This window comes from Shigella sp. SIG6 (assembly GCF_053555815.1).
Genome location: NZ_JBQZXC010000028.1, coordinates 1 through 18033, shown reverse-complemented (window position 1 = coordinate 18033; position 18033 = coordinate 1). Strand labels below are relative to the sequence as shown.

The window sequence follows — 18033 nt, the reverse complement described above, 5'->3', positions numbered from 1 at the left end:
TTAAATAATGTTTATAAATTATATTCTAATTTTAGAAACATTATAATTTCGTTGATTAATTATAGGGTTATTAGAAATGAAGGGATTTTTAGCATATTGACCTGACGGCAGCAGTCCGCCAGGTCAGCGTCGTAATATTATGCCGTCCGGGCAACGGCATCACGCGAAGCGGCATCGCGCTCTTCGCCCGTCAGCTCGCTAAGTTGCCCATTGCGCATTTCCAGCAGGCGGTCGGCGTGGATAAAGTAATGATCATCATGACTGATAGCGAAAATAGTTTTACCCATCTCCTGCATCAGCGGCAGCAACACCTGATAAAACTCACGACGGAAGTGTGGATCCTGATCCGCCGCCCATTCATCCAGCAGGATAATATCGCGTTCTTCTGCCAGCGCCAGCAACAGCGCCACGCGTTTTTTCTGCCCTTTTGATAACTTCAGGTTAACAATACGCCCGTTGCTTAACTCAAGCTTATGAGCCATTTTCAGCTGCGCCAGCCACTTCTCAACCAGTTGCGGGTTAGCGGGTTGCCCCTCCGGCCCCAGCAGTTGATCAAACAGCCAGACATCGGTAAACACTGCCGAAAACAGTTTGCGATAATCTTCCGGTTGTTCGACGCTGACAGGTTTGCCATCCAGCAAGATTTCGCCGCTTTGTGGCTGATACAAGCCCGTCAACAACATCGCCAGCGTCGATTTTCCGCTACCGTTGCCGCCAATCAGAAACAGCAGCTCGCCACATTTGATGGTGAGATTAATCGGACCAACGGAAAACGCGTTATCCTGATAAGCAAACGTCACGTTACGCAGCTCCAGCGTTTGCCAGTTGGGAAACGCCTGCGGGCGCGGAAACTCAGCTTTGAAAGGCGCGAGCGCGAATTTGTTCAGCTTGTTAAACGCCACCTGCGCCGTCAGCAGCGTCGGCAATGCGCCAACCGCCGAAAGCAGCGGCGTACGCAGGAATAACAGCGTCAACGAATAGGTCGCAGCAACGTTGGTATCAGCCCAACCGAGACTGTTCGCCATCCAGAACACCAGGCCGATAGCGCCCAGCATCATGATGTTTGACCAGTTCACGGCACTAAGATGGAAGGTGTCTGCGCGAATAATATGATGGCGATACTCTTGCGCATCGGGGATGTAGAGGTTGTTAAACACATACTCGGCGCGTTCCCGGTTCAGAGTCAGCTCTTTGCGCCCTTCAAGTACAGTTTGAAAATCCGTGTACAGCTTGTCTTCGGTTTCACGTAGGGTCGCCATATGTTTGTACACCCGCGCCACCAGCACAAAACCGCCCCAGATGGTGATCGCCATCCAGATAGCCGTTACCAGCAACATTTTGCCCGACAGCATCCACAGATACGCCGATGAACCGATAGTGAGAATGATCCCCTGCCCCAGTTCCGGCAGACGCACAAAAGCAATGGTGATATTGCGCACATCGCTGGTTAATCCCGCCAGCAACGAGGCGCTACCGAGTTGTTCAATGCGCTCGACGTGGGTATCCAGAATCCGCTTGATAAATTCACTACGCAGTCGGTAAACGAAGTGATGCCCCAAAGTGGTGAGCGCCAGTTGCGATCCGAGAGTGACTGCCATCAACAGCAGCAATAATCCCAGAAACTCCGGTAACACCAGCAGACTGGTATCCGCCGTTTCGATAAGGCGCTGATTGATAAAAGCAATTAAGCCAATGCCTAATGCCGCACTGGCGAGGCTTAGCGCCATCACACTGATAAATGGCCAGTGATACTGCCGCCAGACAAGTACAAGAAGTTCCATGCAGAAAACCCGGACAATGAATTACAGCCCGCAGTTTAAACATCTTCGCGCGCACAGCAATAATAATTCTTATTTTTATTCTTTTTTACCTGCCTGACGGAATGTCAGGTTGTAGCGGCAGTCGGTGGTGAGTGGATGAAACCCCGCTTTCAACGGTTGAATACCGTGATAAAACAGCCGCGATTCACCGCCCCATACCACCACATCGCCATGTTCCAACAACAAACGTTTGAGCGGATCATTACGTTTCAGGCCACCAAATTGAAAAATCGCGGGTAAGCCCAGAGAAACAGAAACAATTGGCGCGCGCAGATCCGGTTCGTCTTTATCCTGATGCAGCGACAGTTTCGCGCCAGGAGCGTAGCGGTTGATAAGACAAGCATCTGGCTGGAAATCTGGATAGCCCGCCGCCGTAGCCGCACGTTGACATAAATCATGAAAGCTTTGTGGCATGGCGGGCCACGGTTTATTTGTTTGCGGATCAATGGGCGAATAGAGATAACCTTGCCGATGGGTCGTCCAGCCCAGATGCCCACAGTTGGTCATCGCCACCGACATGGTATATCCGCCTGGAGCGACCATCTGGCGAAACGGCGACTGGCTGGCAACGTCATTAATATCGCGGATTAGTTGCTCCGCAGCATTAAAAGCAAAACGCCGTAAAATTACCGCACCAGCCGCCAGTGGCTCTTGCCACGGTTCAGCATCGGCAAACAGATCCAACATTACCTCTCCTCATTTTCAGCTTCGCGGCGCAGCAGTTGCGCTTTACGCGACACGCCCCAGCGGTAACCGGAAAGTGTGCCATCACCACGGACCACTCGATGACAGGGTATTACGATAGCCAGCTTGTTGGCGGCACAGGCGCTGGCAACGGCCCGTACCGCTTTCGGTTTGCCGATGGCGTTAGCCAGTTGCTGATAACTGACGGTTTCACCACAAGGTATCGTGCGCAGTGCCTGCCAGACTTGTTGCTGAAAAGCAGTGCCGCGAATATCCAGCGGTAACGTCAGCGGCGTATCGCGTTGATTGAGGCTGGCGATCACTTCACGCACATGTTGCTGAAACGTCAGATCGGCAGGCGCGTTGTCGGCAGCGGGAAACATCTGCTGCAACTCGCTGATTAATGTCGCGTCATCATCGCCCAGCAATATCGCGCAAATCCCCCGCTCGCTTTCTGCCACCAGGCAACGCCCCAGCTCACAATCAGCCAGCGCGTAACGCACCGCCAGATTTTCGCCACCGTGACGGAATTGTTTAGCCGTCATGCCCAGCGTTTCATCGGCTTTGCGGTAGTAACTGCTGCTGTCGGGGAATCCGGCGTTAAGAATAGACGTCGTCACGCTCTCCCCTTTCGCCAGCGATTCGCGCAAACGGCGAGCGCGCCAGGCCTGTTGCCAGGCTTTAGGCGTCATTCCGGTAGTAGCTTTAAACAACCGATGTAGATGAAATGGACTCATCGCCACCTGGTCGGCTAAGGCTTCCAGCGTTACAGGCGTTTCCTGTTCCAGCAGTCGACACGCGTGGGTGATTTTATCCAACCGATGTTGCCGGGGATTGGCTTTGTCTGGCTGACAACGTTTGCAGGGGCGAAATCCGGCGGCGAGTGCCTCGCTGGCATTTGCGTAGAAGGAGACATTTTCCCGCAAGGCATGTCTGGCGCGGCAAGACGGACGGCAAAAGATACCCGTGGTGCGCACGGCGAAAACGAATTCGCCGTCGGCATTCGGGTCGCGGGCTAAGACAGATTGCCAGCGTTGATCGTCAGTTAAGCATGTGGCGTTTTTCATAATCAGCTCCCTGGTTAAGGATAGCCTTTAGTCTGCCCGGTCACCATCACGCAAAAACCAACAATCTTGCGCTTTAATTTTTTTCGCTGACAAGGAAGCTTTTAAACTGTGGTGACATCCAGGTTTTAAAGCTATCGCCTTCTTTGGTGATCATATAAACCGCCAGCCCTTCCCGGCGAACAACCTCTTTGGCTTTCTCCGGCCCGAGTACCATCAAGCCAGTATCCCAGGCATCGGCTTCCAGCGCCGTCGGAGCAATCACCGTCACGGATACCAGATTGTGTTCGATGGGACGCCCGGTTTGCGGATCGATAACATGGGAAAGACGTTTGCCGTCCAGTTCGTAATAGTTACGGTAGCTGCCAGAGGTGCTAATCCCATGACCGTTGATATCCACCACAGCCTGAACCGCGTTTTCTTTATCGGTTGGTTTTTGAATCGCTACCCGCCACGGCTGGCCTTCACCGTTCATACCACGGCTGTTCAGCGCGCCGCCCACCGACACCAGATAGCGGGAAATCCCTTCCTGCTCCATCAAGCGTGCCAGGTGATCCGCCGCATAACCTTCACCGACGGTGGAGAGATCGACATATAAATCCGGCAGGTCTTTTTGCAGATATTGCTGATGCGACTGATTGATGACCGTCAGGTGCTGTAAGCCGGTTTTGGCTTTCATCGCATCGATCTGTTCCTGGCTCGGAATTTGAACCGGCTGTTGTTCCGGGCCAAAGCCCCACAGATTCACCAGCGGCCCGACGGTAATATCCATCGCACCATCGGTCCTTGCCCCAATGCGCAGCGAGGTGGTGACGATATCGGCCATCGCTTCACTTACCGGCCACGGCGACAAACTTTGCGAGTCGTTAAAGCGCATCAGCGCGGAATCTTTTTTATAGGTCGAAAGCAGCTGATCGTCGGCGTCCAGCTGGGTCTGAATCTTTTCTTTAAGTTCGGCACTGCGTTTGGCATCAATGCCCGGGATGCTGGCACGCCAGAAGGTACCCATGGTTTTGCCTTCAAGAACGGTAACTTCAGTAGCGTGGGTTTTGGCGGGTTGTGGTTTTTGATCGCAACCAACAAAGAAGAGCGCGGCAACCAGCAGTGCCACGCGGGTAAAGCTTATTTCCATACGTGATTATCCTCATGCGAACGGTCGCAAGAGTACACCAAAAAACTGTGTTTGTACGCTGAAAACAATGAAAAAAGGGCCCGCAGGCCCTTTGTTCGATATCCATCGAGATTAGAACTGGTAAACCAGACCCAGAGCTACGATGTTATCAGTGTTGATGCCAGCGTCACGAGTGAACTGGTTGTCGTCCAGCAGGTTGATTTTGTAGTCAACGTAGGTGGACATGTTTTTGTTGAAGTAGTAGGTCGCACCAACATCAACATATTTCAGGATATCTTCGTCGTCGTAGTTACGACCATTGATGACACCCAGGTTTTTACCTTTAGACTGCAGGTAAGCCAGGGACGGACGCAGACCGAAGTCGAACTGGTACTGAGCAACAGCTTCGAAGTTCTGTGCTTTGTTCGCCCAACCCAAGTTGCCTACGCGAGTTGCGTTGTAGGTCTGGGTGTACTGAGCAGCTAGGTAGATGTTGTTCGCGTCGTATTTCAGACCACCGGTGTAGGTTTCAGCGCGGTCGCCATTACCGATGTAACGCTCATCATAACGGTTCAGACCGAAGTTCTGGTCATCAGTACGTTTGGAGCTGGAAACTGCAGCACCGATACCGAAGCCTTCGTAATCATAAGTAATAGAACCGCCAACGCCGTCACCGTTCTGACGCAGAGCTTCACGACCGTTGTTGGTCATGCCTTCACCTTCCGGGCTACCGTTTTTGCCCTGATACTGAACAGCGAAGTTCAGACCGTCAACCAGACCAAAGAAGTCGGTGCTACGGTAGGTTGCGAAGCCGTTACCACGCTGCTGCATGAAGTTGTCAGAACCGTAAGTGTCACCACCGAATTCTGGCAGTACGTCGGTCCAAGAAGTTACGTCGTAAACTACGCCGTAGTTACGACCGTAGTCGAAAGAACCTACATCCTGGAATTTCAGACCTGCGAATGCCACACGGGTCCAGGAGTTGTTTTCGTTTTCAGCGCTGTTGCCCTGGATCTGATATTCCCACTGGCCGTAACCGGTCAGCTGGTCAGTAACCTGAGTTTCACCTTTGAAGCCAAGACGCATGTAGGTCTGGTCGCCATCTACAGACTTGTCGTCAGAGAAATAGTGCAGGCCGTCTACTTTACCGTACAGATCTAATTTGTTGCCGTCTTTGTTGTAAACTTCAGCAGCGTTTGCTGCGCCTGCTACCAGCAGAGCTGGGACCAGGAGGGACAGTACTTTAACTTTCATGTTATTAACCCTCTGTTATATGCCTTTATTTGCTTTTTTATGCCACTGCATACTGATTAACCCTCATTAATCAGTCGGCAAGTCCATTCTCCCCAAAAATGCAGAATAATCCAACACGAATATGATACTAAAACTTTTAAGATGTTTCATTTATCGCTATGGATGTTTCAGAATGTAAATACAAGGGAACTTTTTAAGATTATTGCGGAATGGCGAAATAAGCACCTAACATCAAGCAATAATAATTCAAGGTTAAAATCAATAACTTATTCTTAAGTATTTGACAGCACTGAATGTCAAAACAAAACCTTCACTCGCAACTAGAATAACTCCCGCTATCATCATTAACTTTATTTATTACCGTCATTCATTTCTGAATGTCTGTTTACCCCTATTTCAACCGGATGCCTCGCATTCGGTTTTTTTTACCCTTCTTTACACACTTTTCATTATTCTGTGCTACCACAGAAAAACTATAACGCTTGTTAACTATTTCACAAATAATTAACATCAGCATAATTTCCAGCAATCTTTGTTTATTTACAATTAATTTCGTTGGGCTTTTTGTAGGTTATTTGTACAGCAAAATGGCGCTTGTACATCTATTTCCCCCCATACAGGATGATAAATATCACGGGAGAATAGAGAATCATCAATCAGGTAAGAGTCTGGAATTTCACACTGTACCCTTTATACTGCCCTATCACTTCGCGAAGTTTTAACAGGTCATAAACACGAATGCGTCAGAAAGAGACAACGGCCACGACCCGCTTTTCACTCCTACCGGGGAGCATTACCCGCTTCTTTTTACTGTTGATCATTGTGTTACTGGTGACGATGGGGGTAATGGTACAAAGTGCCGTTAACGCCTGGCTGAAAGATAAAAGTTACCAGATTGTCGACATTACCCACGCAATCCAAAAGCGCGTCGATACCTGGCGTTACGTGACCAGGCAGATCTACGACAACATTGCCGCGACGACCTCCCCCTCCTCCGGCGAAGGTTTACAAGAGACGCGCCTGAAACAGGATGTCTACTATCTGGAGAAACCACGCCGCAAAACGGAAGCGTTAATCTTTGGCTCTCACGACAACTCAACGCTTGAGATGACTCAGCGGATGTCCACTTATCTGGATACATTGTGGGGTGCAGAAAATGTACCGTGGTCGATGTATTACCTGAATGGTCAGGATAACAGTCTGGTGCTGATCTCAACCCTACCCCTTAAAGATCTCACCTCCGGATTTAAAGAATCGACCGTCAGTGACATTGTTGATTCACGTCGTGCAGAAATGTTGCAACAGGCCAACGCCCTCGATGAACGCGAAAGTTTTTCTAACATGCGCCGCCTGGCCTGGCAGAACGGTCATTACTTTACCTTGCGTACCACGTTCAACCAGCTGGGACATCTGGCAACGGTCGTGGCTTTTGATCTGCCGATTAATGATTTGATCCCACCGGGTATGCCGCTGGACAGTTTCCGCCTTGAGCCAGACGCGACGGCAACGGGAAACAATGATAATGAGAAAGAAGGGACGGATAGCGTCAGTATCCACTTTAACAGTACGAAGATTGAAATCTCCTCGGCACTCAACTCTACCGATATGCGCCTGGTCTGGCAGGTTCCTTATGGCACCTTATTGCTGGATACGTTGCAAAACATTCTGCTGCCACTGCTGCTGAACATCGGTTTGCTGGCGCTGGCGTTATTTGGCTATACCACATTCCGCCATTTCTCCAGCCGCAGTACAGAAAGCGTCCCCAGCACGGCGGTCAATAACGAATTGCGCATTTTACGGGCAATCAATGAAGAGATAGTCTCACTGTTGCCGCTCGGCCTGCTGGTTCACGATCAGGAATCGAACCGCACTGTCATAAGTAACAAAATTGCCGATCATTTGCTGCCGCATCTGAATCTGCAAAACATCACCACCATGGCGGAACAGCATCAGGGGATTATTCAGGCGACGATCAATAACGAGCTGTATGAGATCCGCATGTTCCACAGCCAGGTCGCGCCGCGCACACAAATTTTCATTATTCGCGATCAGGATCGCGAAGTGCTGGTAAACAAGAAACTCAAGCAGGCGCAGCGTCTGTATGAGAAAAACCAGCAGGGGCGGATGACCTTTATGAAAAACATTGGCGATGCGCTGAAAGAACCCACACAGTCCCTGGCGGAGAGTGCGGCTAAACTCAACGCCCCGGAAAGCAAACAACTGGCGAATCAGGCAGATGTGCTGGTGCGGCTGGTCGAAGAAATACAGTTAGCGAACATGCTTGCGGATGATAGCTGGAAAAGTGAGACGGTGCTGTTCTCCGTGCAGGATTTAATTGATGAAGTTGTGCCTTCAGTGTTGCCTGCCATCAAGCGTAAAGGTCTGCAACTGCTGATTAACAATCATCTGAAAGCACACGATATGCGCCGCGGCGATCGCGATGCCTTACGACGTATTTTGCTGCTACTGATGCAATATGCCGTGACCTCAACGCAATTGGGAAAAATCACCCTTGAGGTTGATCAGGATGAGTCCTCTGAAGACCGCCTGACATTCCGCATTCTGGACACGGGAGAAGGCGTAAGTATTCATGAAATGGATAATTTGCACTTCCCGTTTATCAACCAGACCCAAAACGATCGTTATGGAAAGGCGGACCCGCTGGCATTCTGGCTGAGCGATCAACTGGCACGTAAACTGGGCGGTCATTTAAACATCAAAACGCGGGATGGGCTTGGTACACGCTACTCTGTGCATATCAAAATGCTCGCCGCTGACCCGGAAGTTGAAGAGGAAGAAGAGCGTTTACTGGATGATGTCTGCGTAATGGTGGATGTTACTTCGGCAGAAATTCGGAATATTGTCACTCGCCTGTTAGAAAATTGGGGTGCAACCTGTATCACACCCGATGAAAGATTAATTAGTCAAGATTATGATATCTTTTTAACGGATAACCCGTCTAATCTTACTGCCTCTGGCTTGCTTTTAAGCGATGATGAGTCTGGCGTACGGGAAATTGGGCCTGGTCAATTGTGCGTCAACTTCAATATGAGCAACGCTATGCAGGAAGCGGTCTTACAATTAATTGAAGTGCAACTGGCGCAGGAAGAGGTGACAGAATCGCCTCTGGGCGGAGATGAAAATGCGCAACTCCATGCCAGCGGCTATTATGCGCTCTTTGTAGACACAGTACCGGATGATGTTAAGAGGCTGTATACTGAAGCAGCAACCAGTGACTTTGCTGCGTTAGCCCAAACGGCTCATCGTCTTAAAGGCGTATTTGCCATGCTAAATCTGGTACCCGGCAAGCAGTTATGTGAAACGCTGGAACATCTGATTCGTGAGAAGGATGTTCCAGGAATAGAAAAATACATCAGCGACATTGACAGTTATGTCAAGAGCTTGCTGTAGCAAGGTAGCCTATTACATGAACAATATGAACGTAATTATTGCCGATGACCATCCGATAGTCTTGTTCGGTATTCGCAAATCACTTGAGCAAATTGAGTGGGTGAATGTTGTCGGCGAATTTGAAGACTCTACAGCACTGATCAACAACCTGCCGAAACTGGATGCGCATGTGTTGATTACCGATCTCTCCATGCCTGGCGATAAGTACGGCGATGGCATTACCTTAATCAAGTACATCAAGCGCCATTTCCCAAGCCTGTCGATCATTGTTCTGACTATGAACAACAACCCGGCGATTCTTAGTGCGGTATTGGATCTGGATATCGAAGGGATCGTGCTGAAACAAGGTGCACCGACCGATCTGCCGAAAGCTCTCGCCGCGCTGCAGAAAGGGAAGAAATTTACCCCGGAAAGCGTTTCTCGCCTGTTGGAAAAAATCAGTGCTGGTGGTTACGGTGACAAGCGTCTCTCGCCAAAAGAGAGTGAAGTTCTGCGCCTGTTTGCGGAAGGCTTCCTAGTGACCGAGATCGCTAAAAAGCTGAACCGCAGTATTAAAACCATCAGTAGCCAGAAGAAATCTGCGATGATGAAGCTGGGCGTCGAGAACGATATCGCCCTGCTGAATTATCTCTCTTCTGTGACCTTAAGTCCGGCAGATAAAGACTAATCATCTGTAGGCCAGATAAGACGCGTTAGTGTCTTATCTGGCATTTGCACCGATTGCCGGATGCGGCGTAAACGCCTTATCCGGCCTACGATTCCCATTATTTCAACAGATTACATTAAAGTAGGCCAGATAAGACGCGTCAGTGTCTTATCTGGCATTTGCACTGAATGCCGGATGCGGCGTAAACGCCTTATCCGTCCTACGAATCCCGCGATTTCCTGACCCTCTCGGCATATACCGTCAACGTCTGTTTTATCACATCCAGCGTTACCGGCTTCGAGAGGCAGCTGTCCATACCGGACTCCAGACACCGCTGCTTCTCTTCAGCCAACGCATTAGCAGTTACTCCGATTACCGGCAACGTCAGTCCCAACTGACGAATGCGTTGCGTCAAGCGGTAACCATCCATATTTGGCATGTTGACGTCGCTAAGCACGATATCAATATGATTCTTACTAAGTACATTAAGCGCATCGACGCCATCATTCGCGGTTTTACATTGATAGCCCAACGATCCCAACTGATCTGCCAGCAGACGTCGGTTAATCGGATGATCATCCACGACCAGAATCATCATATCGTCGTTATCGCTGACCGCTTTGTCCGTCGACGGCAGAGCGTTAGCAGGATCGTCGCTCTCCATCTCGATCAAATAAATACGCGCCAACAATGCCGGTAGCTCATGCGGAGCAGCCACACTGTGTACCCACTCCCCTGGCGCTTTCTCCAGCGGAATACCAATATGGCGACGACAGAAGGTCACTACCGCTCTGCCCTGCCATTTTTTACTCACTACCTCGTCAGTGATTAACACATCTTCGGGAGTCGGTTCCTGCCCTTCGTATGTTGTAACGACGATGCCGCTGCGCTGCAAACTGGTTTCCAGGAACTGACAGAGCGACGCATTGCGGACCGCCAGCCAGCAGCGTTTACCACTCAACCCTTCCACGCCTTTTTTCTGCGGGTACTGAGCGCCGTACAACGGAATACGCACGGTAAACTGGCTGCCCATTCCCGGTTCTGAATCTACCGAGATATCGCCGTCCATCATGCTGATCAGTTTTTCACAAATCGCCAGACCCAGACCGGTCCCCTGGAAGTTTCGCTGTACGCCCGTTCCAACCTGGAAGAAGGGATCAAACAAGCGCACCACTTCTTTCGCCGGAATCCCCACGCCGGTATCGCGAACACGGATAGAGAGATAATCGCCATCAGCGCGAACATGCAAAACTATACAGCCGGTATCGGTGAATTTTATGGCGTTACTCAACAGGTTGGAGATGACCTGCTGTAAACGCATCGGGTCGCCATTTAAGGCCACTGGCACATCCGGTTCAATAAAGCAGTACAAGCCTAACTGCTTGCGTACCACCAGCGGTAAATAGTTGGCGGTGATGTGGTTCATCACTTCACGCGGTGAAAACTCACGCGGTTCGATCTTCAACTGTTCCGATTCAATCTTCGAGAAATCGAGAATATCGCTGATAATTTTCAACAACAGGCTGGAAGAGTTGTTCATTGCCGTCACCAGACGATCGACGCCTTTCGGTAACTCTTTGGTTTGCAACAGATCCAGGTTACCGATAATGCCATACAGCGGCGTTCGCAGCTCATGACTGACGGTGGCAAGGAACATCGATTTTGACTGGCTCGCCTGTTCCGCTGCTTGTGCCATCTCCTGCAACGACTCTTCCATCTTCACGCGCGAAGAAACATCCACCAGCACACAAATGGCCACGTTTTCATTACGATAGCGCGAATGGACGAAGCTGATTTGCAGATTGGTATTGTTGCTGGTCAGGACATCAACAAAATTGACCTGCTGCCCACAGATAATTTGCGTCAGTCGTTGGCGGTCCTCATGCGTAAGCATATTGAGATAGGTATGCGCCAGTTCGTTACTTAAAATATTGACGCCATCAGCGGTACGCAAAATGCAGATACCCACTGGCGCGGAGGCGACAATCTTGCGATTGAACTGCTCATGTTCTTCCAGTCGCAGGGCGTCGCTTTCCGCCGGAATGAAAATACGTCGCTCGTACATCCGCGCGAGAGTAAACAATGCAGCTCCGGCAAGCACATTCAGCAAAATTGCGTTAAGGATCAACATGCGAATGCGTTCCAGCACCTTATCAACCGGCACCGAATACACGATGCTTAGCGATGAGGGTGGCAGATTTTTCTTCAGCACCAGCTCCCGGAACCCTTCCGTATAGCCAAACCAGGAGCGTTCCTGCATCCAGCGAGGATCGCCCTTAATTTTACTTTCTGGTCCGGTAAGCGAAATCAGGGTATGACCATTTTCATCAAGAATGGTAACCCCCATCGGCAACGTACCCGGTAAGAAAAAGTTCTCCATCCGGATGGTCTGCTCGACACCCAAAAGCGCCTGCAACCGGTTCGCCAGATAAACTGGCGTCAACGCGTAAAAATACCCGACGCCAGGGCGCGGACCTTCGCTGATCCAGTAGAGGTTACTGCCGCTATCATCTTGTGGTGCATTTCGATATTTATTGATGCGTTCATGCAACGCTTTCAACGCGGTATCGCGTTCCACTGGCATATCACGCAGACCGAAATTGGCCATGCAGAGGTTATCACTGCCGATTAAAAATACCCGGTTGAGATCGTAAGCCGCAGAAAAATTATCGCGCCAGTAGCGCATAAACCACGCCAATGACTCCAGAGAACCTCGCCAGGTGTTACTCATTGCGGAACAATCGGAGTCGGCAAACAGCGGTTCAAACGCAGGCACATCCGCCTGCGTTTCTCGTCCACGCGGGGAAAGCACACCGTTTTCTGCCGATAAGCGATTTTCGGCGATGTACTTAAGCTCTTTCATCACATCAGAGGTGCGTTGAATAAAGCGCTGAGCCTGATCGGAACTCAGATTAAATTCCTGACGAATTTCCGATTCTCGCTGATGTAACGCATTAACGATGTAAAAAACGGATGAAAAAGCAATCAACAGCCAGAGCACTAACGCCAATGCTCTGAACATGTAGCGCGAGGCTTTCAGGGTTGTACGAAAAGAAGCAAGGTATTTCAAAGGGGCGAAGCTCCGCCTCAGGTGACCGATGGAGTGTGGTTAAGGTAGCGGTAAAAGCGTGTTACCGCAATGTTCTGTCACCATTGCAATAATGCGTATCGCTTAGAAACCATTGCCTTAACCAGGAAAGCCGGAGTAGATGGACAGTTCTCAGTACGAAAAATAAGAAATGACCAATCTGCCGACGCTTGTTAATGGTTATATCCTGGCGTCGGCAGATCGCCCAGCAGTCTTATCTGAAAAAAGAGAGAGCCAGGTTGTGTGAAGGGATGGATCACCAGTCAAAACTTTTCACCAGCGTCAGCTCGCCAGCATTACGCATCGGTACAATAAATGTTTCCTGTTTCTCATTGACCGATCCTTCATCGGTGATCAGCGTCAGTTGGGCGGTCGTCAATTCCGTTTCGCTGCGCCCACCATAGTAGTTGATATACACCTGATAGCGCCCGTGAACTGGTGCTGGCATGGCGAAAATCTCGGGTCCGTACCCCGTCGTGACATCCATATCCAGTGCACCACTGTTTTTCAGCACGGTGTTACCGTACCAGGCGTGTTCGCCATCGGGCGTGACAACATGGAGATCGAGATCGGTATTGTCCGTATCCCACGAGAGAACCAGCCGTAAACGTGCACGAATAGTTCCTGTACCCGGCGTTGAGTAAAACTGCATTTTTTGCCGGCTTTGCCCATCCGGGCTGATGACCTGCACGCTGTTGCTGCCTTCAGTGAAAATATAAGGGCGTGCAAATGAACCATCGGATTCAATTCTCTGCGGCATACTGGCACCGTTGACCACCAGCCGGCCCTGCTGAACTTTACCCGCCGCAGCATAATTCTTTATTTTGCCGCGGATCTGCGCTGAGATATTTTGATCATCTGCCATGTTGACGGACGACGCCGGGTAATTGATCGATTGTGAAAAACTGGCATCTTCGCCCTCTGCCGGATGCCAGCCAGAGAGCGGTGCGTCAATCTCGACTTCCTGCACACCTTCACTGTGAGCGACAGGCGAAAGTGCCACCAGTAACAACGGAAGAAAAATCTTTCGCATAGCATTAGTCCATTAATAATTGTCGGGTCAGCGTTTCGATATAGTTCTCATCAAGCCCGGTGGGATAACCATCAAAGGCCAGGTGCAGATACTCATGGGTTAAATCCAGCCGATCCTGAAGCGTAAAGAAGTTACGAATAAACAGCCGTTTCTGCTGCCGATCGGTATAGGGGAAACCTGAGACTAAACGACAGACTGCAAACACGTCTGGTTCGTTGTACCCCGTCTCGCCTTGTAATATACGCCGCCACTGCGGCATTTTTTTCGCCAGCCAAGCTTTCGCTTTGGGTAATAACTGGCAGGTTGAGCGTGGAGCTCCCCAGCGGCTAAGGCTGTTGTCGGGATAAGCAAACGCGAGTATCTGGTCGTAACGCTCCCCCTGCCCCGCCTGGGCCGTGGCTTGCCGCCAGGAAAGTGTCCCTTCGGTAGCGCGACTGCCATGATAATGAACCGGATCGCCTGCATAGATGAGCTCCTGCGTCCAGGCGGTCATCGTTCGCGCCCCCGTGGTCGCTGGCGAAGCAGAAACACGCTGCGTGGCGCTGCTGTCGGGGATGGTCAGGCAATCACCTTCCCGATTGGCGTTTTGCTGTAAAAAAGTACGTATCGCCACGGTCATGGCTTTCGCTGCCTCAGGTGGCGTACTTTTCGCCTCGCGATCCAGAACTCTGGCAACGTACTCTTCACGATCGAGATGCGACTGCAATTTCAGTTTGCCCTTTTCGCTCAGTAAGGTCGTCTCACCGTGGCTGACAAACGTAATGTGGTTACCATTAGTAAACGTCACACGATAGCGCCCATTAAGTACGCTGGGTTTTACTGCCGTCGTACTCTTTTCCGCTGTGATTTTCTTCAGCGGATAGCGGGCAAACAGCTCCACCTCTACACATTGCCCACTGGCAACCTGCGTCGGCACTGGCAAAACCCGATTAAGCACCGTCGCATAACGGGTTAGTACCGTTTTGCTGGTGCCACTGCCAGTAACCCACAGCGGTGTACCATCGGTTAACCAGCCAGCAAAACCACCCTGACGGATTTCCTGTTTATCATCGGCAAACCAGCTCCAGGTTTTCACCCGTACCCGACTACCGAGCATGGATGCAACACCGATTTTCGCCTCGTCCAGCACCACATCCAGTAAGACTTCCTGAGCTTTGTTTTGCGCAGGTAACGTCGCTAATGAATCAAGCAGCGATTTAACCGTTACCGAGGTTTCTGGCTTCAGCGTTGTAAGAGACGCTAACCACGCAGGTGCCTGACGCTGTTGCCAGTATTGCCCCCACACATCTGCGCCAATATGCAACCGCTGCGGCGCAAAATAGAGCCCACAGGAACGTACCAGCGCGGTATCGCGCGTTATGCTCTCCCCAGCCTGACAACAATAAACCTCTTCCGGGGAGTTTCCGCGACACTGGTAGGGCTGCTCCGGTTGATGGGTATCCTCCAGCCAGGCGTAAACATACAGTTTCCACAAACTCCCTAACGGCGTGGTGAGCGAGTCAGGTAATGCTGAGACTTTGGTCACGCCTGATGACGACAGCTGATACAGTTGATCGTGCTGCGCACCGCGCAGCACCAGTTGTAACGGCGTCTCCTCCGCAAGCGTTGGCAGAGTAACCAACGCCAATAGCCAGACGATTCTGCGCCAGTTCACTTATTTCACCTGCATCCCGGTCCATTCACTCCCTGCCGCGACACTTTGCTGCGCAGGTGCATAGGAACGCACATAACGAGCAGGAGGCAGAACGAATTGCCCTTTTTGCGAGAAGCGCAGCAAATGGCGGAAAGTGACCGTTCCCGTCAGTTCTTTCACCGGCACCATATAGGCCAGTTCGCCCATTTCATTACGCGCTTTTTCCAGCAATTGCCCCTGCTGTTTCGCGGCGTTGGGTTTATTGACTGAAATGCCCCATGTTGTGCGCTCAACGTCGGCTCCCGGCGGGAGCGGTACTTCCACCTGACCATAGCGCAGAACTGCATCCTGCTCGCTGGTAAGCGTAATTTCATCGAGATACAGCGCATCGCTGTCAATCTCATTGCTGGTCACCGGCTGCAGAGTAAAGCTCATCTCTTCTTCACTGGGGATAAGCCGATACAACTGGCGTTCAACGGTCACCGGAATGTTACTTTGTTGAGCCGTTTTTGCCGGTTCACGCCAGCGGACCTGCACATTTTGCGGCGATAATTCGTCACCAAAAGAGAGAATGTCCGGCACACCCTGACCAACCCAACGCCAGTCTTCGCCCCCTCCAGTTAACTTATGTTTAGCCCATGCGCCCGCAGGCGCAGGCAAAACAACTGGAGGCATTGTCGCCATATATTTCGCCAGCCAGTTCATGGCCAGCGCGCGCTCAATAGTGGATTGCTCAGCGGTCAAACCATTAAAATAGCGGCCGTCTGGGTAGCGTCACCACCGCTATTGAGCAGCACAACCGTGTGCGCCAGCGGCTGATTGCTGTTTGCCGCTTTATCCCACGCATATTGCTGAACCTGTGGCATCACCGTGGACTTCAACTGCGCTTTTTTCAGCAACGTCATGGTTAAGACGTTTGCCACCGCATCTGCCAGTGGAGATTCCGGTGTATCGAGGATCAGGCTGTCATTGATATCGCGGATGTCTTCCTCAGAGAAATCTTCATCTTTAGTTCCGCGCCGGGCGATAGCTTCATCCCCCCCTTTCAACAACGTTTTGCACGGCAGATTCATCTCCTGTGCCCACGCCAGCACCAGCGCCCGATGCAATAACGGCATGTTATCCGCCTGCTCGGCATAACTGTCGAGCATATGCTGCCAGTATTCCGGTTGTTGCGTTACGCCGAGCGCCGGGCTGGCCTGCCAGTCGGCGTACCATGCCCATGCCGTAAGGAAGGCGTCACCATTGCCATCTTCACCCCACCAGGTAAAGCGCGCTCCGGGCCCCGCCAGTTGCATCAGCCGCAGACGGTTATCCTGAATCATCTGACGAATGTCGTTAGCGGCGGCACTTTGATGATCGGCAAGCGAACGCCAGGCGAGACTGAGCGGGATCAGACGGCTACCGGTGTTGATCACCCCACCCCACGGTTCATCGACTAACGCATCAAGATTGTTGCGGAAAATCTCCTGCGGCGTTTCACTACTTTGTAGCCGGATATTACTCGCCTGCTCGGGCAACATCAGCGCGTTCTCGCCACCGCCGAGCATGACATTTTTCTGCTGTTCAACGGGCCAGCTGTTGTCCACAAAAGACAGTTTTGTGCTAATGCTGTCCTGCACTTGCCCATTTTGTTGCAGTTCTGCACTTAACAAGCCAGATTGCTGAATATTCTGCGTCAGCGAAATATAATTCGCCCCTTTGTGCAGCGTCAGCGTCTGGCGCATCTCATCGCCTGCAAATTTAGTCACCAGCGCCACCGGTTCGTTATCCTGCTGACTGAAGATAAACAGTCCTGCCGCCGGTTTGTCGCCCACGCGATACACCGTTGGCATACTCCACTTCATGTAGAGATTTTTTTCCGAACGCAGATAAGCACGCCCCTGCCCGACCAGCCCGTCGCCGTTCATCCCACGCGCGGTGATACGCCAGCGGGTTAACGAATCAGGCATCAGGAACGTGAAATACGCTTTGCCTTGTTTATCGGTTGTGAGTGACGGCATCCATGCCGCGGTATCCACCTCTTCACGCCGTGGACGTTCAAGCATTTTTACTCGCCGCTCGCTGCGGTTAGTCGCGCCAGGCGCAACCGGCTCGCTGGAGAGCGCCTGGTCATAGCTGATAAACGACAGACTGGAGCTGGTACGCACATTGTTACGCCCCAGCGGATAGAAAAATTTGCCGATATTCGGCGCGATTTCTGGTTGCAGCGCGTAGATCATTTCATCGACCACGCCTACCGTTAGCTGCGCAGAAACAGGTTTACCTTTCAGCGACGAGGTTAATTCT

At 51.2% G+C, this 18033-nt stretch carries 10 protein-coding genes and 1 pseudogene; 2 read left to right on the top strand and 9 right to left on the bottom strand.

All coding sequences use genetic code 11. The annotated features are described in order from the left end of the window. Positions 1-137 precede the first annotated feature (137 nt). From yojI to ompC, 5 genes are all read right to left on the bottom strand, one after another. Entirely contained in the window at positions 138-1781 is a 1644-nt protein-coding gene (yojI, locus tag ACUU1M_RS07225) for a microcin J25 efflux ABC transporter YojI (protein WP_152028898.1), read from the bottom strand. 75 nt (positions 1782-1856) lie between these two features. After that, on the bottom strand, positions 1857-2507 hold the full coding sequence (gene alkB, locus ACUU1M_RS07220) for a DNA oxidative demethylase AlkB (protein ID WP_000884947.1): 651 nt from the start codon (positions 2505-2507) through the stop codon (positions 1857-1859). Beyond that, the gene (gene ada / locus ACUU1M_RS07215) at positions 2507-3571 is read right to left on the bottom strand and encodes a bifunctional DNA-binding transcriptional regulator/O6-methylguanine-DNA methyltransferase Ada (protein WP_000786374.1); all 1065 of its coding nucleotides are present in this window, start codon (positions 3569-3571) and stop codon (positions 2507-2509) included. Before ada ends, alkB begins: the two co-directional genes overlap by 1 nt. 73 nt (positions 3572-3644) lie before the next feature. Further along, positions 3645-4700 carry an FAD:protein FMN transferase ApbE gene (gene apbE / locus ACUU1M_RS07210; RefSeq protein WP_000406130.1) on the bottom strand — a complete coding sequence of 352 codons (1056 nt, stop codon included), beginning with the start codon at positions 4698-4700 and terminating at the stop codon, positions 3645-3647. Positions 4701-4811: 111 nt separating this feature from the next. Next, a complete protein-coding gene (ompC, locus tag ACUU1M_RS07205) occupies positions 4812-5933 on the bottom strand; it encodes a porin OmpC (protein ID WP_000865562.1) in 1122 nt (373 codons plus the stop codon). Between the two features lie 738 nt (positions 5934-6671). Here ompC and rcsD point away from each other — a divergent pair. Both rcsD and rcsB read left to right on the top strand, forming a co-directional pair. Continuing rightward, entirely contained in the window at positions 6672-9344 is a 2673-nt protein-coding gene (gene rcsD / locus ACUU1M_RS07200) for a phosphotransferase RcsD (RefSeq protein ID WP_001249090.1), read from the top strand. Positions 9345-9360: 16 nt separating this feature from the next. Then, entirely contained in the window at positions 9361-10011 is a 651-nt protein-coding gene (rcsB, locus tag ACUU1M_RS07195; RefSeq protein WP_001061917.1) for a response regulator transcription factor RcsB, read from the top strand. Positions 10012-10210: 199 nt separating this feature from the next. Here the strand turns inward: rcsB and rcsC are convergent, their stop codons facing one another. From rcsC to ACUU1M_RS07175, 4 genes and pseudogenes are all read right to left on the bottom strand, one after another. Continuing rightward, complete coding sequence (rcsC, locus tag ACUU1M_RS07190) at positions 10211-13060, bottom strand: two-component system sensor histidine kinase RcsC (RefSeq protein WP_000876013.1); 2850 nt, start codon at positions 13058-13060, stop codon at positions 10211-10213. A gap of 274 nt (positions 13061-13334) precedes the next feature. Further along, entirely contained in the window at positions 13335-14111 is a 777-nt protein-coding gene (locus tag ACUU1M_RS07185) for a YfaP family protein (RefSeq protein WP_001225855.1), read from the bottom strand. Positions 14112-14115: 4 nt separating this feature from the next. Next, on the bottom strand, positions 14116-15765 hold the full coding sequence (locus tag ACUU1M_RS07180) for a YfaQ family protein (RefSeq protein WP_001104543.1): 1650 nt from the start codon (positions 15763-15765) through the stop codon (positions 14116-14118). Further along, positions 15766-18033, bottom strand: a pseudogene (locus ACUU1M_RS07175) (alpha-2-macroglobulin family protein); the annotation flags it as partial.